This is a genomic window from Paenibacillus sp. 19GGS1-52 (genome assembly GCF_022369515.1).
Classification (GTDB): domain Bacteria; phylum Bacillota; class Bacilli; order Paenibacillales; family Paenibacillaceae; genus Paenibacillus_AQ.
The window spans coordinates 5,764,825-5,782,314 of the sequence record NZ_CP059724.1 but is presented as its reverse complement, the minus strand read 5'-3'; the positions used below and the strand labels follow the sequence as shown (position 1 = coordinate 5,782,314).

Genomic DNA, 17,490 nt, shown 5'->3' with positions numbered 1-17,490 from the left:
ATCGAAGCTATATGGAATTTCAAGTAGGACTTATTCATTCCTTAGGTTATGCTGAAATGAGGAAAATCGCTTGTGTTTTGTTCAGTAATTATTTTCAAATCGTTCTGTGAGTTCAATAAGTCGAATTTCGAATGGCTCTAGGATGACTTGTATCGGGAGTTTACCTGAGGCTTGAACACACTTTTTGCTGAGTTTAGGTACGGATATGCTGCGCAGATAATTAATTTCTTCAATAGAATGCCCATTTTCCGCTACGAATTGGTTTTCGTTGTCAAATGCGCTTCCGAACTGCTGATTAACTATGTGCTGCACAAGGTCATACTTGCCATTAACAGGTGATAATTCAATATTAAATTCCTTACGTAATTTTACCGGGAAATGGGAATAACGTTCGTGATAGGAAATACTTATGGAAATACCTTTGGCGTAGACCTCATCATAATGATGATAATTGTGTAGCAAAATCTGAAATCCAGTTCGTGATTTAGTAACGAAATATCCATCGCCGCTCGCAATCAGCTCATCACCCAGTTTGTTTAGGAAGGAAAAGGCGTGATACGACGGTTTTTTTATATTGTTATAGGTGAATAGTCCGAGTCCTCCATGGAACAGTTGCTGTGGAAGCAGATTTTCTTCATGTAGATCTGTTAACAGCCAATACCCGAAAGCATCCAGACGGTCATAGTTCTCGGTGAGATTCTTAATGATATATGCTGATTTGAAGCAGGTGTCGCTCATCAGGTCTTTATGGGAGACGGTCGAATTCCACTCCGTCAGATATACGGGAAGCGAGTCGAACTCGGATTCCTGCAGACGCTGCTTCAGCCGATCAATAAATTCAGTGAAGGAGTGTGTCGACGGACTCAGATTCAACTGGGTATCTTGACCGTTGTAATCCCATAAATCGATATCGTAGTAATGGATCGTGATGAAGTCAGGCGTACAGCCCTGATCCCTGCTAAAAGTCAGAAACTGAAACAGCCAATCTTCATTCTTGTTATAGGTGGAGAAAGCAGCGGGTCCCCCGAATGGAATAGAGGGATCAATCTGTTTCACGGTTTCATAGGTGTTCTGGTATAAGTTATTGAAAATGTCGTCATGGCTAAAGCCAAACAATAAATTGGAAGAACTGGGCTCATTCCATACACAGAACAGCCACGTCTTTACTTCCTCCAGGCCATACCGTTGGATCAGATGCAGCGTTAGCGCTCGAATGAGTTGATTCCATTTATCGATGCTCTTCGGAGGGCTGGTGTTGATTTGGTTGTAAAAGACGGTTTTCTCCAAACTGCTGGCGAGCAGCTTCGGCATGAAGGAGAACTGCACCAGCGGCTTCAACCGGATGGAGAGTATAAAATCAAATACCATATCAATAAACTGAAAATTATAGATGGCTCTTCCCTCTGCATCCTCGCTGTAAACCATCATGTCATCATCTAGAAGGCTATGCATCTTTATATATTTGAAACCAATCTCCTCCTGTGCGATGCGCAGTGCCATCTGAACATTGGCGAGGAGAACCTCTTTAGCCCGACTTACTCCAATAAAGTTCTTGAAATTATGGTCAAGTAACATGCGGGATTTCGAAACTTGAATTTCAATCAATGAAGTTTTACTGTTGCCCACCCGCTGGGGCAGGTCAACGGGGACTGAATCCAGATTGCTCTCTATGAAAGCTGAAATATCCTCATAATAAGAAAGGGGCTCGTCCTGATAATAATTCACGGATTTTTCCTTGGTAGCTTCAATGCTCCCTAGAATTTCACTCGCATGTTTCTTCCTCCAGACACTGGGGAGTTCCCCATACTTTTCGGTAAAAGCAACGACAAAGGAACGGACATTGGGAAATCCATTCTGTACCGCTACCTTGTCAATAGTCAGCGACTCATTCAGGAGATCATTTACAGCATGATGTAAGCGGATATCCTTTAAGTAGTCACTAAATGACATTCCCATACTTCGTTTGAAATACTTCGATAAATAGGGGACGGACAAATATTCTGCTTTGGCCATATTTTGTAGAGAGATCGGATCGCTATACTTGCTATTGATGTAATCAAGTATCCGGCTAAGCCGGTCTAGATTCTCAAGGGAGTAGTTGTGAACATCCTTTTCGTCACTGCTGAAATTGGAGCAAAGTTCATAGATTAGCTCATATACAAGTGAGATATTCTTGAGATCGATATATTCGTTGGAGTTTATATTGTATTTCAGAATTTGGGCGACGATCCGTTTTAAATTTTTGAATCTTTCTGGGTGGCCGGAAATAGCTGAATTGCAATCATAATATATTTTCTGAATATCCATAGTTGCTTCTTTAAGTAATTCGAGCTTTATTTGCAGTGCCAACATTGTCGTATTGTCTGCATGCAGCTCATGAACCTCGTTAGAATTAATCAGAATGATATCACCGGCTTCAAGCTCATGAGTCAAGTTGTTGACCGTAATCTGCACCTTACCCTTGATATTAATAATGAGCTCCAACGATTGATGCCAGTGGCGGTTAACATGTCCGATGCGGTGAAGGAAGAATTTGATGGGTAACTGTTTGGGGAAACTGATAACTTCATGACGAAATTCCATATAAACACTCCTAGATATAGTTGTTATATTAACCTTAAATGACAGTATGATGTGCATATATTTAATCTTAATTTCAAAATCCGAAATAGATAACGGTTACAATCTTATTATAGGTTAAATTTTTGCTCTAATCTAGTTAACAGGATTAGTTAATATTGGCTGTGGTAAATGTTACGATATATCCGTGGAGGTAAGCGATATCATATGGCAAAAGGGATGTTGGATATGGAAAAGAAAATTTTTTTGGAGACCAGGAATATAAGCAAAAAATTTAATGATGTAACCGCTGTTAATCAGATCAGTATGAATATTAGGCTCGGTGAGATTCGGGGCCTCATCGGAGAGAATGGCTCTGGAAAGTCAACTATTTCGGCTATGATCAGCGGCTTGCTTCCCGTCACGAGCGGTGAAATGCGGATTGCTGAGACGCCCTACCGTCCCAAGAACACACTTGATGCGAGAGAACATAAAATTTCAATGATTGTGCAGGAGACAGGGACTATTCCCGAACTGTCGATTGCAGAGAATATGTTTCTTGGCGAGGAAAAGCAGTTTGTTAAGCGTGGATTCGTTGACCATAAACGGATGAATCGGGAGGCGGAGCGGGCGTTGGAACTGATTGAGCTCCGCGAACTCGATGTAACCAGATCTATGTATACGCTGACGTTTGAACAGAGGAAGCTGATCGAAATCGCGAGAGCCCTATACTATGATCCTACGTTATTCATTGTCGATGAGACAACAACCGCCTTATCACATGAAGGCAGAGTGCTGATCCACCAAATTATGCGCAAACGCAGAGACCAGAATAAAGCTGTATTGTTTATTTCCCACGATCTTAGCGAATTGATGGATGTCTGTGATGTGCTGACGGTAATGCGGGATGGAAACCTTGTAACTACGATTGAGAAGCAGAATTTTGATGAGAATTACATTAAACAATCTATGGTTGGTAGGGTCATTGAAGGGAATTATTACCGTGTTGATTACGATGGTACTCATGACAATCAGGTCATGGTCGAGGTCAAAAATGTCAGCACCCCCGTTCTGAACACCATTCAGCTGGAACTGCACAAAGGTGAGATTCTGGGGATAGGCGGACTATCAGGCAGTGGAATGCATGAGCTGGGCAAATTAATGTATGGAGGGCTAAATCCAGATCAGGGAGAGGTCATAGTCTATGAACTGCAAGAGGGCGGCGCTCCAGCTATTCCCCATAAATTGAACAGTATCAAGACAGCATTGGCCAGCGGAATCGGCTATGTATCCAAGGACAGAGATAAAGAAACGTTAATTATGGAAGCGTCTATCAAGGACAATTTGGTTTTGTCCGCGCTGGATCAGCTTTCACACTTTGGCTTGATTCTACCCGGCCAAGAGAAGCAATTTGCCGCGAGACAAATGGAAGACCTGAAGATTAAAGCCAGCAGCATGAACCAGAATGTGGGGGAATTGTCTGGAGGTAACAAACAAAAGGTTTCCTTCGGGAAATGGATTGGAAACCACTCGAAAATACTAATATTGGACAGCCCTACCCGGGGTGTGGATGTAGGTGTGAAAACCACCATGTATCAGTTGCTCTACACGTTGAAGCAGGAGGGTTATTCCATACTGATGATTTCGGAGGAACTGACAGAGTTGATCGGCATGAGCGACCGGATTCTAATGATGAAGGACGGAAGAATCCGCAAGGAGTTCTCCCGGTCGGAGAATCTCAGTGAGGCTATGCTGATTGAACACATGATTTAGAGTGAAGGCGGGGGGCTCAATGGAACAGGGTAATGCATCTACAAAAGGGAGCCGCGACAGTATATGGGATTTATCGAGCATTCTCGACTTTCTGAAAAAAAATAAGAATACCATCATTCAGTATGCAGGTTTGGCACTGGTCATTGTGGTCTTTGCCATACTAACGGGTGGGGACTTGCTATCAAGCTTTAACCTGCGGACGATTCTCAAGCAGCTTGCGGTGCTGTTCACGATTTCGGTGGGTATGGTCTTTATCTTTTCCCATGGCAGCATGGACATATCGGTAGGCGCGGTTATGGCGCTAAGCTCCATGATAGCGGTTTATACGCTGAATTCTGGTGCGCCGCTCGCAATCGGCATTCTAGCAGCCGTTGCCGTATCCGTTATTTGTTATCTGCTTAATGTATTCATCGCCATACAGTTTGGGTTGATGTCCGTAATTTCCTCCCTTTCTATCATGTTTATTGCAAGAGGGCTTGTGACCTATAACGTATCCACTGCTTCCAAGAAGATTGGAGTAATGAATTCGGAGCAACTCAAGCTGCTGGGTAGAAATATCCCGTTTATTCTGATCTTCCTTGTATTAGTAGGCTTGATCGGAATCGTACTGTTTCATTACACGAAGATTGGCAAGTATAACAGGGCTATTGGTGATAATCCCCTGGCCGCTATGCAAAGTGGGGTACAGGTGAAAAAGACAAAAGTCATCGGCTATGCTTTGGCGGGTGTGTTGGTGGGCTTCGCTTCTATATTATCTTTGGCGCGTTCGACGGTTATCAGCGAGAACACGGGATCAGGCATGGAGATGGACGTCATTGTGGCCCTTATTTTGGGCGGCCTGTCCCTGAATGGCGGCAGTAAGGCGAAGATGAGCTCGGCGATTGTAGGCAGCATTACTTATATTTTGCTCAATAACGGGTTGGTAATGGTGGGGGTGGCTACGGAAGTGGTCTCTTTAGTGAAGGGGATTGTGTTTTTGCTGGTGGTGTTCCTGCTGCTTAAGCGTCCTTCCTCTGAAGTTATGCCTCGTTAAGTCATGAAAATTCAAAAAAAGAGGGATCGATTATGAAGAAAAATAAAGTTATTGCTTTTCTAAGCGTGCTTATGCTGCTGATTGGAATCGTTCTCACCGGCTGCGGAGATAAAGCCAATAATGCAAGTGGAAAAGAGAAGGAAAAGATCAACATTGGAGTTATGCTGTACAATTATACGGATATTCAGGGTCAGGAAATAAAATCGTATTGCTCCTATTTAGAAAACAATTTCGATGTGAAGTTTAATTATGCAACAGTGGGCTCAAGTGAGGAAGACCATATTAAAGGCCTGGAGAATCTGCTTGCCTCAGGGGTAGATGGCGTCATCAGTGGTTATGATACCGCGCTCGAACAAAGCGTGAGCCTGGCGGAAGAAGCCGGTGTGTATTATGCGGTCGTGCTGGGTGATGTGGATGGAAGTGTAGCCAGCGACTACTTTGTTGGGGGAATCAAGCAATTTGGTGACAATCCAGCGGACCTGGGTGCCTTATATGCCGAGAAGGCTTATAGCGCTGGTGCCAGAAATATCGGAGTTACCTCATTTCCTGAGTTTGCCTTCCGGGACGCTCCGGCAATCATTTCGGGAATGACTGAGAAAATGAAGGAGCTGGACGTGAATGATGAAGTCACTATTTATCCAACGGAATATCACTCCTTTGCACCAGAGAATGCAAGCGATGCAGTAACCAAAATCATCTCCGAGCATCCGGAGGTCGATACGATCTTTGGCTTGGGTTCGGGAATGGATTTTGTCTACCCAGCTATTCTAAATAGTTCCACTCCCGGAATCCGTCTGCTCGCTCTGGGATATAACAACTCTACAACTGCGGGTCTCGAGTACGGCAATATCTTGATGGCCGGAACGAACAATTACACGCAAATTGTGGCTAATGCCTTTGCACAGCTGTACGACCGGATCAAAGGAAAAGTTTATCCTGACTGGCAGCTTAATGGAAGGGTCAATTATGTAACACTGAAATCAGTGGAAGAAGCCAATAGTTTTAATAAATATGTCATTCCGAATGTCAAGTCTGAAGGTTCGGTTACTGCAGACGAACTGAAAGAAGTGATGATGACTTACAACGAATCTGCTACTTGGGAATCATTGCAGAAGTTAACCACCCGTACATTATCTGAAATTGAAGCGGCTAGAAATTAATTGAAACAGGGTATGAGCTATGCCTACCCAATGTAACGGAGTGAACACATGAAGAACCTAATTGTCAAGAAAGCCTGGGGTTTGTTGAAAACTTTTTCGTTCCCTGTAATGGTATATGTAATTATTCTGCTGGTAAGCTTCTTGATGGATCGGTCGGGCTATGCTACATCAGGTGCATTTGACAGAATCATCAGAAGCAGTGTACTGTCCACGATTATTGCCTATGCCATCGCACTGCCCTTGTCGGGAGCACGTTGGGATTTCGCTCCAGGGATTATCATTATTCTGTCAGGCATCATCGGCTGCAATCTGGCCATTAATATGGACGCGGGACCGCTGACGCTGCTGCTGCTGACGGTGGGAATTGCAATTGTTCTTAGCCTGCTGGAGGGTGTTCTGTATCTGGCGATAAGGGTTCCGACCATTATTCTTTCACTCGGTGTGGTGATGGTGTATGAAGCACTTTCTGGTGTCGTTTACGGCGGATCTGGGACACAGCTGTACATGCATTCCCAACTGACGGTATTTGCCCGGGCACCGTGGATCTATATCGTGCTGGCAGTCATTATGGTACTATTCTATCTCCTGCTGGGCCGGACTAAATTCGGCTATGATACGCGTTCGCTTGCCGCAAATCCTCGTCAGGCGGTCAATAGGGGAGTTAAAGAGAAAAAGAATATTATGATGACTTATTTGGTAGTTGGTGTATTGCTTGGAGTGGCCGCTGTCATCAATGCCTCCACGGTATTGGTGTCTCCGGCCAATAATCTGAGCTCCACCATGCTGATGTTCTCTTCAATGGGACCGGTACTAGTAGGACTTTATTTAGCGCGTTTCTCGAATATTCCGCTCGGTATTTTTGCCGGTGCTCTGGGAATGAATGCTCTATCCTATGGCATGGTCATCCTGGGCATCGATAGCTCGATGCAGACCGTAAATCTTGGTGTGTTTATCGTGGCTTTCATGGGATATACCTCTAATCAGGAGAAAATACGTGAATTTTTTAAGGAATTTAGAACTCGTACTCATAACTAAATCTTGAGGCGCAACCGCAGTAAGGATTGGAGTGAGAGAAGTGAATATTAACCGATTGAAAGAGAAGCCGTTTTACCTGGACGAAGAAGATTTGAGATGGGTGGAATCGACATTAGGGCAAATGACTGTGCAGGAAAAGATCGGACAATTGTTCTTTATGGTCGGTTATAAGCAGGATGAGCATTTTCTGAAACATATTGCCCAAGAGATTGGTATCGGAGGTTTGATGTGCCGTTCTATGGCTAAGGAAGATGTAATCTCTACTGTAGCGACCTTGCAGAGATCGGCGCGGATTCCGCTGCTGATTGCTGCCAATCTGGAGGCGGGCGGTCAAGGGATTACTAAGGACGGCACCAAAATCGGTTCGAATATGGCTATTGCCGCAACCGGAAACAATGAACTGGCTTACCAGTTAGGGAAAATATGCGCCGTTGAAGGGCAAAGCGTAGGTGCAAATTATGCATTTGCTCCCGTCGTCGATATTGACTATACCTTCCGTAATCCCATCACCAATACCCGAACCTTCGGAAACGATCCGCAAGCGGTTATGGAGATGGGGGCCGCTTATGTGAAAGGCTGCCAGGAGCAGGGAATGGCTGCATCGGTCAAGCATTTTCCCGGTGACGGTGTGGATGAAAGAGATCAGCATCTCGTGACTTCCGTGAATACCCTGACGCCCGAAGCATGGGATCGTAGCTTTGGGAGTGTGTACCGCCATTTGATCGATGAAGGAGCCAAGACAGTGATGGTCGGGCATATTTCCCTTCCTGAATATTCCAAGCTTCTGAATGCGTCTCTTCGTGACGAGGAGATTCTGCCGGCATCGTTGGCAAGTGAACTGCTCGGCGAACTTCTTCGGGAACGGCTCGGCTTCAATGGGCTGATTATCACCGATGCGACAACGATGGCGGGGATGAATATTCCTATGCCGAGAAATGAGCTGGTGCCCCGGGCGATTGAGAACGGCTGCGATATGTTCCTGTTCACCAAAAATCTGGAAGAAGATGTGAAGTTCATGCGGGAAGGCCTGGAGACAGGCATGCTCTCTGCCAGCAGACTAGATGAAGCTGTTCTCCGCATTCTGGGGCTAAAGGCTTCACTCAAGCTACAGGAGCGGGATAATGTTCCAGTGCTTGATAAAGCTGTGGAGGTACTGGGACATGAAAGACATCGGGAAACTGCCAGAGCGATCACGGATCAGTCGATAACCCTTGTTAAGGAAGAATCCGGAGTACTTCCTATTACAGCTGAACGCTTTCCGCGTGTCTTGCTCTACGACATAGAAAGTGAGGCCAACGCGCTGGGTTACAGCAAGACTAGCGGACTGGCGGCTTCATTTATTCCTCTACTGGAGAACGAGGGATTTAGTGTAACCCGTTTTGAGCCCACGGGTGTCTACGAGGGATTGCAGAGTTCTTTTACAGAAATGAAAGAAAGCTATGATATTATTGTCTATCTGTGCAATCTGGCGACCAAATCCAATCAGACGGCTGTCCGAATTGAGTGGCTTAATCCAATGGGTATTAATGTTCCGAATTATATCAATTCCATTCCGACAGTATTTATTTCTACAGAGAACCCTTACCATTTACTCGATGTTCCACGCGTCAAAACCTATATTAATACTTATGGAGTTAACGATTATACCTTGCCATTGCTGCTTGAGAAGCTGATGGGAGTATCGGAGTTCAAAGGCAAGAGCCCTATAGATCCGTTTTGCGGCAAATGGGATACAAGATTATAGGAAGGGGATTAACAGTGATTCATCAAACGATTCGGCTAATGGACAACTCAGCAGCAACATTGACCACCTATATCCTGGATGATGGAGAATTTGACCGAAAGAAATTGGTGCGCCCGGCTGTTGTAATCTGTCCTGGCGGCGGCTATACGGTCATATCCCAAAATGAAGGAGAACCTGTAGCTCTGGCTTATGCCAGAATGGGATACCATGCTTTTGTTCTTACTTATTCGGTTAAAATCGATAATCCATTTCCCACCGCTCTGTTTGAACTGGCACATGCGATGGCGACCATTCGGGAACATGCGGAGGAATGGCTTGTAGACAAGGACAATATTTCAGTTATCGGCTTCTCTGCGGGAGGAAATCTTGCACTTAGTCTGGGCGTTTATTATAATCAACCTCTTCTTACCGGAGGTACAGGATTAAGTCCTGCCCAGATCAAACCCAATCAGTTGCTACTTGGCTATCCAGCGGTTACATTGAAGCCGCGTTCGGAAAAGACCCCTGATTTTGTTATTGAACTGATGGAGAAAGGCTTGATGCCCGATATGAGAGGGCCAAGCATCCGTGAAATCCTCAAAGGCAAAGAAAATTTGTCAGATGTAGAGAAGGATTCTTTGAATCTGCTGCACCATATACATGGGGAGCTTCCTCGTACATTCATCTGGGGGACTTATGAAGATTCGGTGATCCTGCCAACAGACTTATTCCATCTTGCTGAGGCGTTGTTCTGCAATGAGGTACCTTGTGAGCTGCATATGTTCGAAAAAGGGTCTCACGGCATGTCGCTCAGTGATGAAACGGTCAAATCGCCGGAGACGATACAGCATTTACATCTCTCCGAGTGGTTTAATCTGAGTGTGAAATGGCTGCGGCAAGGAGTAGGTTCGCATTGAGTACTTTTCCCAAAGCTGTAATATTTGATTTGGATGGGGTTATTACAGATACGGCGGAATTTCACTTCTTGGCCTGGAAACAGCTCGGTGAAGAACTTGGAATTGAAGTTGACAGGGAACTGAATGAGCAACTGAAGGGAGTCAGCCGACTGCAGTCGTTGGAGCGGATCATTGCAGCAGCTCCTGAACAACGGGTGCTGCCGACCGAAGAGCTGCAGCGGTTGGCCGCTAAGAAAAATGTACATTATACCCAGTTAATCCAGTCCGTCTCCCCTGACGATATTCTGCCCGGCATCGACACATTGATTAAGGAGTTACGTATAGGGGGCATTAAGCTGGCGGTTGGTTCAGCGAGTAGGAACGCCCAGTTCGTGTTGGAGCGCCTAGAGTTGACTGGCGCATTTGACTATGTTGTCGATGCGGCCAACATAAAGTATGGCAAACCGGACCCAGAAACCTTCATACATGCAGCTGATTATCTTAATGTCCCGTATGAGGCTTGCATTGGGATTGAGGATTCAGCTGCAGGCATCGAGGCAATTAAGCGAGCGGGTATGTTCGCGGTCGGCATCGGTTCGAAAGAATCTCTCCGGCAGGCTGACTATCTTGTGCCCACCACGAATTATCTTGATATGATCACAATTTTGGCCAAATTCAGTCAATGGAATTCCGAAGCTTAACGTAATTGGAACAAGGCTAATGACTACACTCATAATTTAAAGAGTTAGGACCAGAATAAAACAGCAGTAGTCTAAGACTTTATTTTCGAAGTCTTAGATCACTGCTGTTTTCTTTGTTTGGGGTGGTGGCAATGCAATACTACGCATTCCGTTCAGAATTAATTCAGGTTTCCTTGCTACGATGTCGAAAGCTGCATGCTTTTATCAATATTTAGGAGGTAGTAGATTGAAAAGGAACACTTTCATAAGTTTTATGACGATGACATTATCCATTCTTCTTATTTTTGGGAACGGCGGTTTGGCGTTGGCGAGCAGTACGGTTACTGTGAATAAAATTGTGCTGAGCGCAAATGAGCTTGCGCTGGCTATCGAAGACACTGCAGTTTTGACAGCTACAGCTGTCTTTTCCGACGCATCTTCCAGTGATATTACCGTGAATGCGGACTGGTCAAGCGATAAATCGGCGGTCGCCTCTGTATATAACGGAGTTGTAACCGCAAAGGCAGAAGGGACGGCAACGATTGTTGCAGTGTATACATATACAGACGGCACGAAATTCTCTCAAGCGGCAACAGTTACTGTCTCCAAGAAGGTTAAAGCCTTAACCCAGAACACGCAGAGCCTTGACTTGCGCAAGGGAGCGACTGATTCTGTTATTCTGACGGCAACCTATTCGGATAATACAACGGATGCGACAGTGGCGGACAAGGCGGTTTGGAGCACAAGTGATGCTTCGATCGCTACCGTTGTGAATGGCAAGGTGAAGGGGATTTCTTCCGGCACAGCGACTATTACAGGCGTATATGGTAAAAAAACCGTAACAGTTACTGTCAATGTAGAAGTGGCGAAGCGGATTACACCCGACAAGATAGATGTTTCTCTCCTATTGAATGACAGTTCGAAGGTCGTGTTAACAGCCACTTTCCAAGATGGTACGCAGGAGAATGTAACCAGTATGGCTACATGGTCTTCCAGCGATGAGAATGTGGCTGACGTACTGGGCGGAGTAATTACCGGGTACAAGCAGGGCACTGCTGTTATTACGGCTAAATACGGAACCAAAACAACTACGATTCAAGTGACGGTTGATCAGACTAGTAAACTGACGGTCGATGATCAAAGTGTGTTTCTGAAGCCAGAGGAAGAGCAGCAGATTACGCTTAAGGCGGTTTATCCCGATGGCACTACAAAGGATGTGACAAGTACGGCCATCTGGAGCTCTAGTGATTCCGGTATTGCCTATGTCTATAAAGGAAAAATATACGGCTATACCGCTGGCACGGCTACGATTACAGGCACATACGGCGATAAATCGGTAGCGGTCGAAGTTGATGTCGCAGTGGCAAGATATCTCGATCTGAGTGAGGAATCCTTAAGCCTGAACACGAATTCCAGCAGTAGCCTGACATTGAAGGCAACCTATGCGGATGGCAGCACGGAGGACGTGACTTCTCAAGCGGTTTGGACCTCTAGTAATGAAATCGTTGCTTTTGTCAAAAAAGGAGCTGTTACGACCTATAAAACGTCGGGCACGGCTACCATCAGCGCTTCCTACGGTACGCTCGAAACAACGATGGAAGTTGAAGTCGGCGCAGTGAATAAATTAATCGCTGACCAGGAGAATGTATTCCTGCAAGTAGGCGGTAACCAGCAATTGAAGCTGACTGCGGTGGCAGGGAACGGCTCCTCATCAGATGTAACAAGTCTAGCAACTTGGACTTCTAGCGATAAGGCGATTGCGCTTGTCTCCAAGGGGTTGATTACAGGTTATTCCGTTGGGACGGCTACGATTACAGGTACCTATAATGGATCAACTGTCACTATTACGGTGGATGTAGGAACGGCGAGACATCTCGCCTTAAGCGAAACAACCCTCAATATGGCTGTTAATGCTTCCAAAGCGCTGACGCTTACAGCAACGTTTGCAGATGGAACTACTTCCAATGTAACGGCTCAAGCAACCTGGACCTCCAGTGACGAAGCTGTAGCTTTTGTAACTAAAGGATCGATTACGAGCTACGCAGAAGGCAATGTAACGATAAGCGCCAGCTACGGGGCTAAGACAGTGAGTTCGAATCTTTCGGTAGGCAAAAGCAATAAATTGAGCGTCGACGATGATAGTGTATTTGTGCGAATTAACGGTACTCAGCAACTGGTGCTCACTGCACTAGACACTGAAGGTGCATCCAGCAATGTTACCGCTAGTGCAGTCTGGACCTCCAGCGATGAGAATATCGCTACTGTTACCAAAGGCTTGATTACGGGATATAAAACAGGCTCGGTTACGGTTACCGCAGTTTACGGCGGCAAAACAGTTACCATTACTGTAGATGTTGAGAAAGCATCACATCTGAATCTCACGATCAGCAAGCTGAATCTCGGGATTAATCAGAGCAAGGAAATTACAGCTATAGCGAGCTATGCCGACGGAACATCGCAGAATGTTACCGATACAGCGACGTGGAGCTCGGATAATGAAGACATCGCTGCGGCAACTGAGGGGAAAATCACAGCCTATGCTACAGGCAGCGCAGTAATCACCGCTTCCTATGGTGGCAAAAAAGCGACGGTCAAAGTGACGTCAGGCACACCTAGCAAGCTGACGCTTCAGGTCAAAAGCGTTGATCTCAAAGAAGATGAAACGTATCAAGCGGTAGCTACAGGTCAATATAGCGATGGCAGTGATCTTGCAATTACTGATGAAGTAGAGTGGAGCTCCAGTGACGAGAAAGTTGCCGTAGTTGATAACGGGCTTATTACCGGAGTAGATACGGGAACGGCGATTATTACGGCCAAATCCGGCGAAATAAAGACGACGATTACAGTGAATGTTGGATTAGTGGACGAACTGGATGCGGATGTGCATCTGATAACGATGTCACTCTCGGACAAAGCGCAAATTACTTTGACGGCTACCGATGCGGATGGCGTAGATACGGATGTGACGGACGATGCCGATTGGACCACTTCCAAAGCAACAATAGCTTCTGTAAAGAAGGGTCTCGTTACAGCGAATCTCAAAGGTAAGGCCACACTTACCGCATCCTATGGTGGACAAAAGACTACTATCGACATTGAAGTGGATCAGGTATCCGAAATAGAGGCTTCTGTTACCAACATGTCACTTAAATCCGGTGATGTCTCTTCAGCCAAAGTAACCATTACATATAGTGATGGCAAAACGAAGGATGTAACGGACAAAGCAGAATGGAAAAGCGGAAGCTATAAAATCGTCACCGTCACCGCGGGTACAGTTAAGGCTGTAGCTTATGGCAAGTCTTACGTGACAGCGAAGTATGGTGGCAAGACCGTGAAGATTCCGGTGACGGTGGATGTGCTCAAATATTTGGAGGTCAGTCAACTCAATGTGGAGCTGGCCGTGGGCCAGTCGCTGCAGCTTAAGGCTACGGCTACCTTTGAAGACGACAGTGAGGCGGATGTGTCCAAAGCTGCACTTTGGTCTTCAACCAAAGAATTAGTAGCCACAGGCAAAAATGGACTCATTAAGGCGAACGGACAAGGCTCAGCCTATATCTCGGTCAAATACGGCGGCAAAACCGTCAAAGTTAAAGTCACAGTTAAATAACCGAAAGTTGGATGATGAACTTGATGGTCATTCGTAACCGCTACATTTCCCCTTAAGGAGATGTGGCGGTTTTTTTATAGTTTGTTATTAACAACTTGATAATATCATCAATACATGTTAACATGTTGTTAATAACAAAACGTTAATATCAATCAGATGTCAACCATTCATCCAAGGAGGTTTTGTCCATGTTCGGATTCAAATTTGTGAAGTTTCAACCCAGTGATTATGTGCTGAAGGTGAAGAATGGCAAAGTTGTCCGTGAAGGTGTGGGGCTTTCTTTTAATTATTATGCCCCAACCACTTCCGTGGTCGTTGTACCGGTATCTTCGATTGATGTTCCCTTTATGTTTGAAGAAATCACGTTTGATTACCAGACGGTTACAGTGCAGGGACAGCTGACCTATCGAATTGTGGATTACCGCAAAACAACCCAAATTCTGAATTATACTTACAATCTAAAAAAGAACACCTATCTCTCTGACGATCCCGGCAAGCTGGCCCAACGGGTCATCAATATCGCCAAGGTGCTGACCAAGCGGCAGCTGGAGCAATTGCCCCTGCGGGAAGCTATTCAATCGAGCGAACGTTTGGCACAGAGCATCACGTTGGAAATTGGCAAAAGTACTGAGATCGAGAAGCTGGGAATTGAGCTGATGGGCTTGTCCATTCTGGCAATTGTGCCGAATAAGGAAACACTCCGGGCGCTGGAGGCGCAGGCCAGAGAAGAAATTCTCCGCAGTGCTGATGATGCGCTATATGAACGCCGCAATGCATCGATTCAGCAGGAAAGACGTGTGAAGGAGAATGAACTGAACACCGAAATTGCGGTGGAAACGAAGAAGAAGCAAATCCGTGAAACACAGCTGGATGCTGAACGTTCGGTGAAGCAGAAGCAGAATGAAATGAAGGAAGAGCAACTGAGCTTCGACACCGCACTGGAAGAGAAGAAGCAGGAGCTGATCGAGCTGACAGTTGCCAATAAAAGAGCCGAAGCAGATGCCAAGGCTTATGAGCTGCTGGCCGTCATGAATTCGCTGCAGGGAGTATCGCCGAATGTGCTGCAGGCACTGACGAATGTAGGCATGAATCCGGATAAGCTGATTGCCATCGCTTTCCAAGAGCTTGCCGTAAATGCTGGCAAAATTGGACAACTGAACATCACACCAGATCTGCTGCAAGGCATTATGGCTGGCTCGGGCAATGGAACGGGGGCAGCGAGAGGAGCAGGAGGAAGATGAGTAGCCGGATATCCGAGAATAAAATTGTCTTGATCAAACGCAAGACCCGTCTGGAAGAGTTGGTAGTCCGCTATAATACAATTCAGCAGGCCCAGTTCTATATTGAGCGTCTTGGAGCGGACTTTAGCGACTATATCAATGAGGATTACAATTACCGGAGCGCTGTAGAAACAGCGGTTATTGAGCTTAGCACGATAGGTCTAGTGCAGCTACTGGAGCGTCAGCATGTGCCGAACTTCATTTTTGGTGAGGAGGATACGGTTGTTGTGCTGGGTCAAGACGGACTTGTCGCCAATACGCTCAAATACTTGAAGAATCAGCCACTGATTGGGGTGAATCCTGATCCAGAGCGCTGGGACGGGGTACTGCTGCCCTTTACCGTCAAGGATCTGCGGCTGATTGTACCTGAAGTGTTCCGGGGGCAACGACAGGTGCAGGAAGTGACATTGGCTAAAGCAGAGCTTAACGACGGTCAAAGTCTTTATGGTGTGAATGATCTGTTCATTGGACGCAAAACCCATGTATCTGCCCGCTATCAGCTGCAGCTAAACGGCTCGACTGAGCAGCAATCCTCCAGTGGAATTATTGTCTCGACTGGAATGGGCTCGACGGGCTGGCTGAAGAGTGTGCTGGCTGGAGCTGTCGGCATTGCCCGAGGAGCCGAGCAGATGAAAGCTGGCGCTGCGCCCGATCTTGTTGACGGTGCGCGGCAGGGTAGAGCCGATGCTCAGCAGTTAGCAGAATCAAGTAATCCTGAACAGCGACTTGCTTGGGATCATCCCAATCTGTATTTTACGGTCAGAGAACCCTTTCCGAGCCGCACTACCTCCGCGGAGCTAGTCTTTGGACAGATAAGCGGAAATCAACCGCTGCGGATTACCTCGCAGATGCCGGAGAACGGAGTGATTTTTAGTGATGGAGTAGAAAGTGACTTTCTGGAGTTCAACTCCGGTGTAGAGGCGACAATCAGTCTGGCGGAGAAGCGGGGGAGACTCGTAGTTTGAGCAGGGGAAATCGTTTTTTAATGAAGGAGGTGTCACAGAAGCCGCAGTTACGGCTTTTGTGACACCTTATTTTTTTGGCTGCTTGTATCAGCTATTATTGCTAGCTTTTACTGGAAGCTCTACTGGAAGCTTCTATTCTGATTCATTGAAGACATCGAGCTATTCATGCCTGATCCCATACCTGAGTTCATACCCGACCCCATTCCCGAACTCATGCCTGAATTCATACCTGAATTGAAGCCTGAATGTAGCGGAGAATTCATCGAAGAATGCATAGGCTGCTGATTATAAGAGGGGGTGAAGGATGGGCTATAGTTAGGCATAGAAGTACTGTAGCTATTCGCCTGTGAGCTTTGTTCTAGCTGTCTACAGATCTGTGAGACCTGTTGTAATTGCTGTAAAGCTGTTTGATGACCTTGCAAGGCTTGTTGAATCATTTGGGTTGCTTTATGTTCACGTTGTGCCAGTTCTTCCAGTCTTGTAGCATTCTGCTGTTCTTGCTGCATCAGCTGTTGGTAATTCTGACTGGCCTGCTGAGTTTGGCTTACAAGTTGCTGAATGATCTGTTCACACTGGTTGATCTGGCTGGAAAGGTTTGAATTCAAAATAATTTGCCTCCTTGGCATGTTCTATTTTTGTGAAGCGATTTTATTATCTCTGATGAAAGTCTGGACTATTCATTGACTCTGTCGAAACTCCCAGTGCTAGGACAAGTCGATAAGAAAAGGTACAGACTGTGGTGCAACAATTCCGATTTGCTTTCGTCTGTATGAAGGAGA

12 protein-coding genes are annotated in these 17,490 nt (G+C 45.9%); 10 read left to right on the top strand and 2 right to left on the bottom strand.

Annotated elements, in window-relative coordinates:
- Nucleotides 1-81: 81 nt before the first annotated feature.
- Nucleotides 82-2,583, bottom strand: coding sequence for a GH39 family glycosyl hydrolase (locus tag H1230_RS26785; protein ID WP_239712855.1), 2,502 nt, complete (start codon nt 2,581-2,583; stop codon nt 82-84).
- Nucleotides 2,584-2,808: 225 nt separating this feature from the next.
- Between H1230_RS26785 and H1230_RS26780 the strand changes: the two genes are divergently transcribed.
- The 10 genes from H1230_RS26780 to H1230_RS26735 all read left to right on the top strand — a co-directional run bounded on the left by H1230_RS26780 (nt 2,809) and on the right by H1230_RS26735 (nt 16,711).
- Nucleotides 2,809-4,332, top strand: a complete 1,524-nt coding sequence (locus H1230_RS26780; RefSeq protein ID WP_239712854.1) for a sugar ABC transporter ATP-binding protein — start codon at nt 2,809-2,811, stop codon at nt 4,330-4,332.
- A gap of 19 nt (nt 4,333-4,351) precedes the next feature.
- Nucleotides 4,352-5,365 carry an ABC transporter permease gene (locus tag H1230_RS26775; protein ID WP_239712853.1) on the top strand — a complete coding sequence of 338 codons (1,014 nt, stop codon included), beginning with the start codon at nt 4,352-4,354 and terminating at the stop codon, nt 5,363-5,365.
- Nucleotides 5,366-5,397: 32 nt separating this feature from the next.
- Entirely contained in the window at nt 5,398-6,525 is a 1,128-nt protein-coding gene (locus H1230_RS26770; protein WP_239712852.1) for a sugar ABC transporter substrate-binding protein, read from the top strand.
- Nucleotides 6,526-6,573: 48 nt separating this feature from the next.
- Entirely contained in the window at nt 6,574-7,560 is a 987-nt protein-coding gene (locus tag H1230_RS26765) for an ABC transporter permease (RefSeq protein ID WP_239712851.1), read from the top strand.
- A gap of 40 nt (nt 7,561-7,600) precedes the next feature.
- The gene (locus tag H1230_RS26760; RefSeq protein ID WP_239712850.1) at nt 7,601-9,304 is read left to right on the top strand and encodes a glycoside hydrolase family 3 protein; all 1,704 of its coding nucleotides are present in this window, start codon (nt 7,601-7,603) and stop codon (nt 9,302-9,304) included.
- 14 nt (nt 9,305-9,318) lie between these two features.
- Nucleotides 9,319-10,200: an alpha/beta hydrolase gene (locus H1230_RS26755; RefSeq protein ID WP_239712849.1), complete on the top strand. Its 882-nt coding sequence runs from the start codon at nt 9,319-9,321 to the stop codon at nt 10,198-10,200.
- Nucleotides 10,197-10,880 (top strand): beta-phosphoglucomutase, encoded by a 684-nt coding sequence (gene pgmB, locus H1230_RS26750; RefSeq protein ID WP_239712848.1) that lies wholly within the window; start codon nt 10,197-10,199, stop codon nt 10,878-10,880. Before H1230_RS26755 ends, pgmB begins: the two co-directional genes overlap by 4 nt.
- Before the next feature lie 226 nt (nt 10,881-11,106).
- The gene (locus H1230_RS26745) at nt 11,107-14,466 is read left to right on the top strand and encodes an Ig-like domain-containing protein (protein WP_239712847.1); all 3,360 of its coding nucleotides are present in this window, start codon (nt 11,107-11,109) and stop codon (nt 14,464-14,466) included.
- A gap of 188 nt (nt 14,467-14,654) precedes the next feature.
- Nucleotides 14,655-15,707, top strand: coding sequence for an SPFH domain-containing protein (locus H1230_RS26740; protein WP_239712846.1), 1,053 nt, complete (start codon nt 14,655-14,657; stop codon nt 15,705-15,707).
- Entirely contained in the window at nt 15,704-16,711 is a 1,008-nt protein-coding gene (locus H1230_RS26735; RefSeq protein WP_239712845.1) for a diacylglycerol kinase catalytic domain-containing protein, read from the top strand. Before H1230_RS26740 ends, H1230_RS26735 begins: the two co-directional genes overlap by 4 nt.
- A 119-nt stretch (nt 16,712-16,830) precedes the next feature.
- Here H1230_RS26735 and H1230_RS26730 read toward each other — a convergent pair whose 3' ends face one another.
- Complete coding sequence (locus H1230_RS26730) at nt 16,831-17,316, bottom strand: hypothetical protein (RefSeq protein ID WP_481857096.1); 486 nt, start codon at nt 17,314-17,316, stop codon at nt 16,831-16,833.
- Between the last annotated feature and the right edge of the window lie 174 nt (nt 17,317-17,490).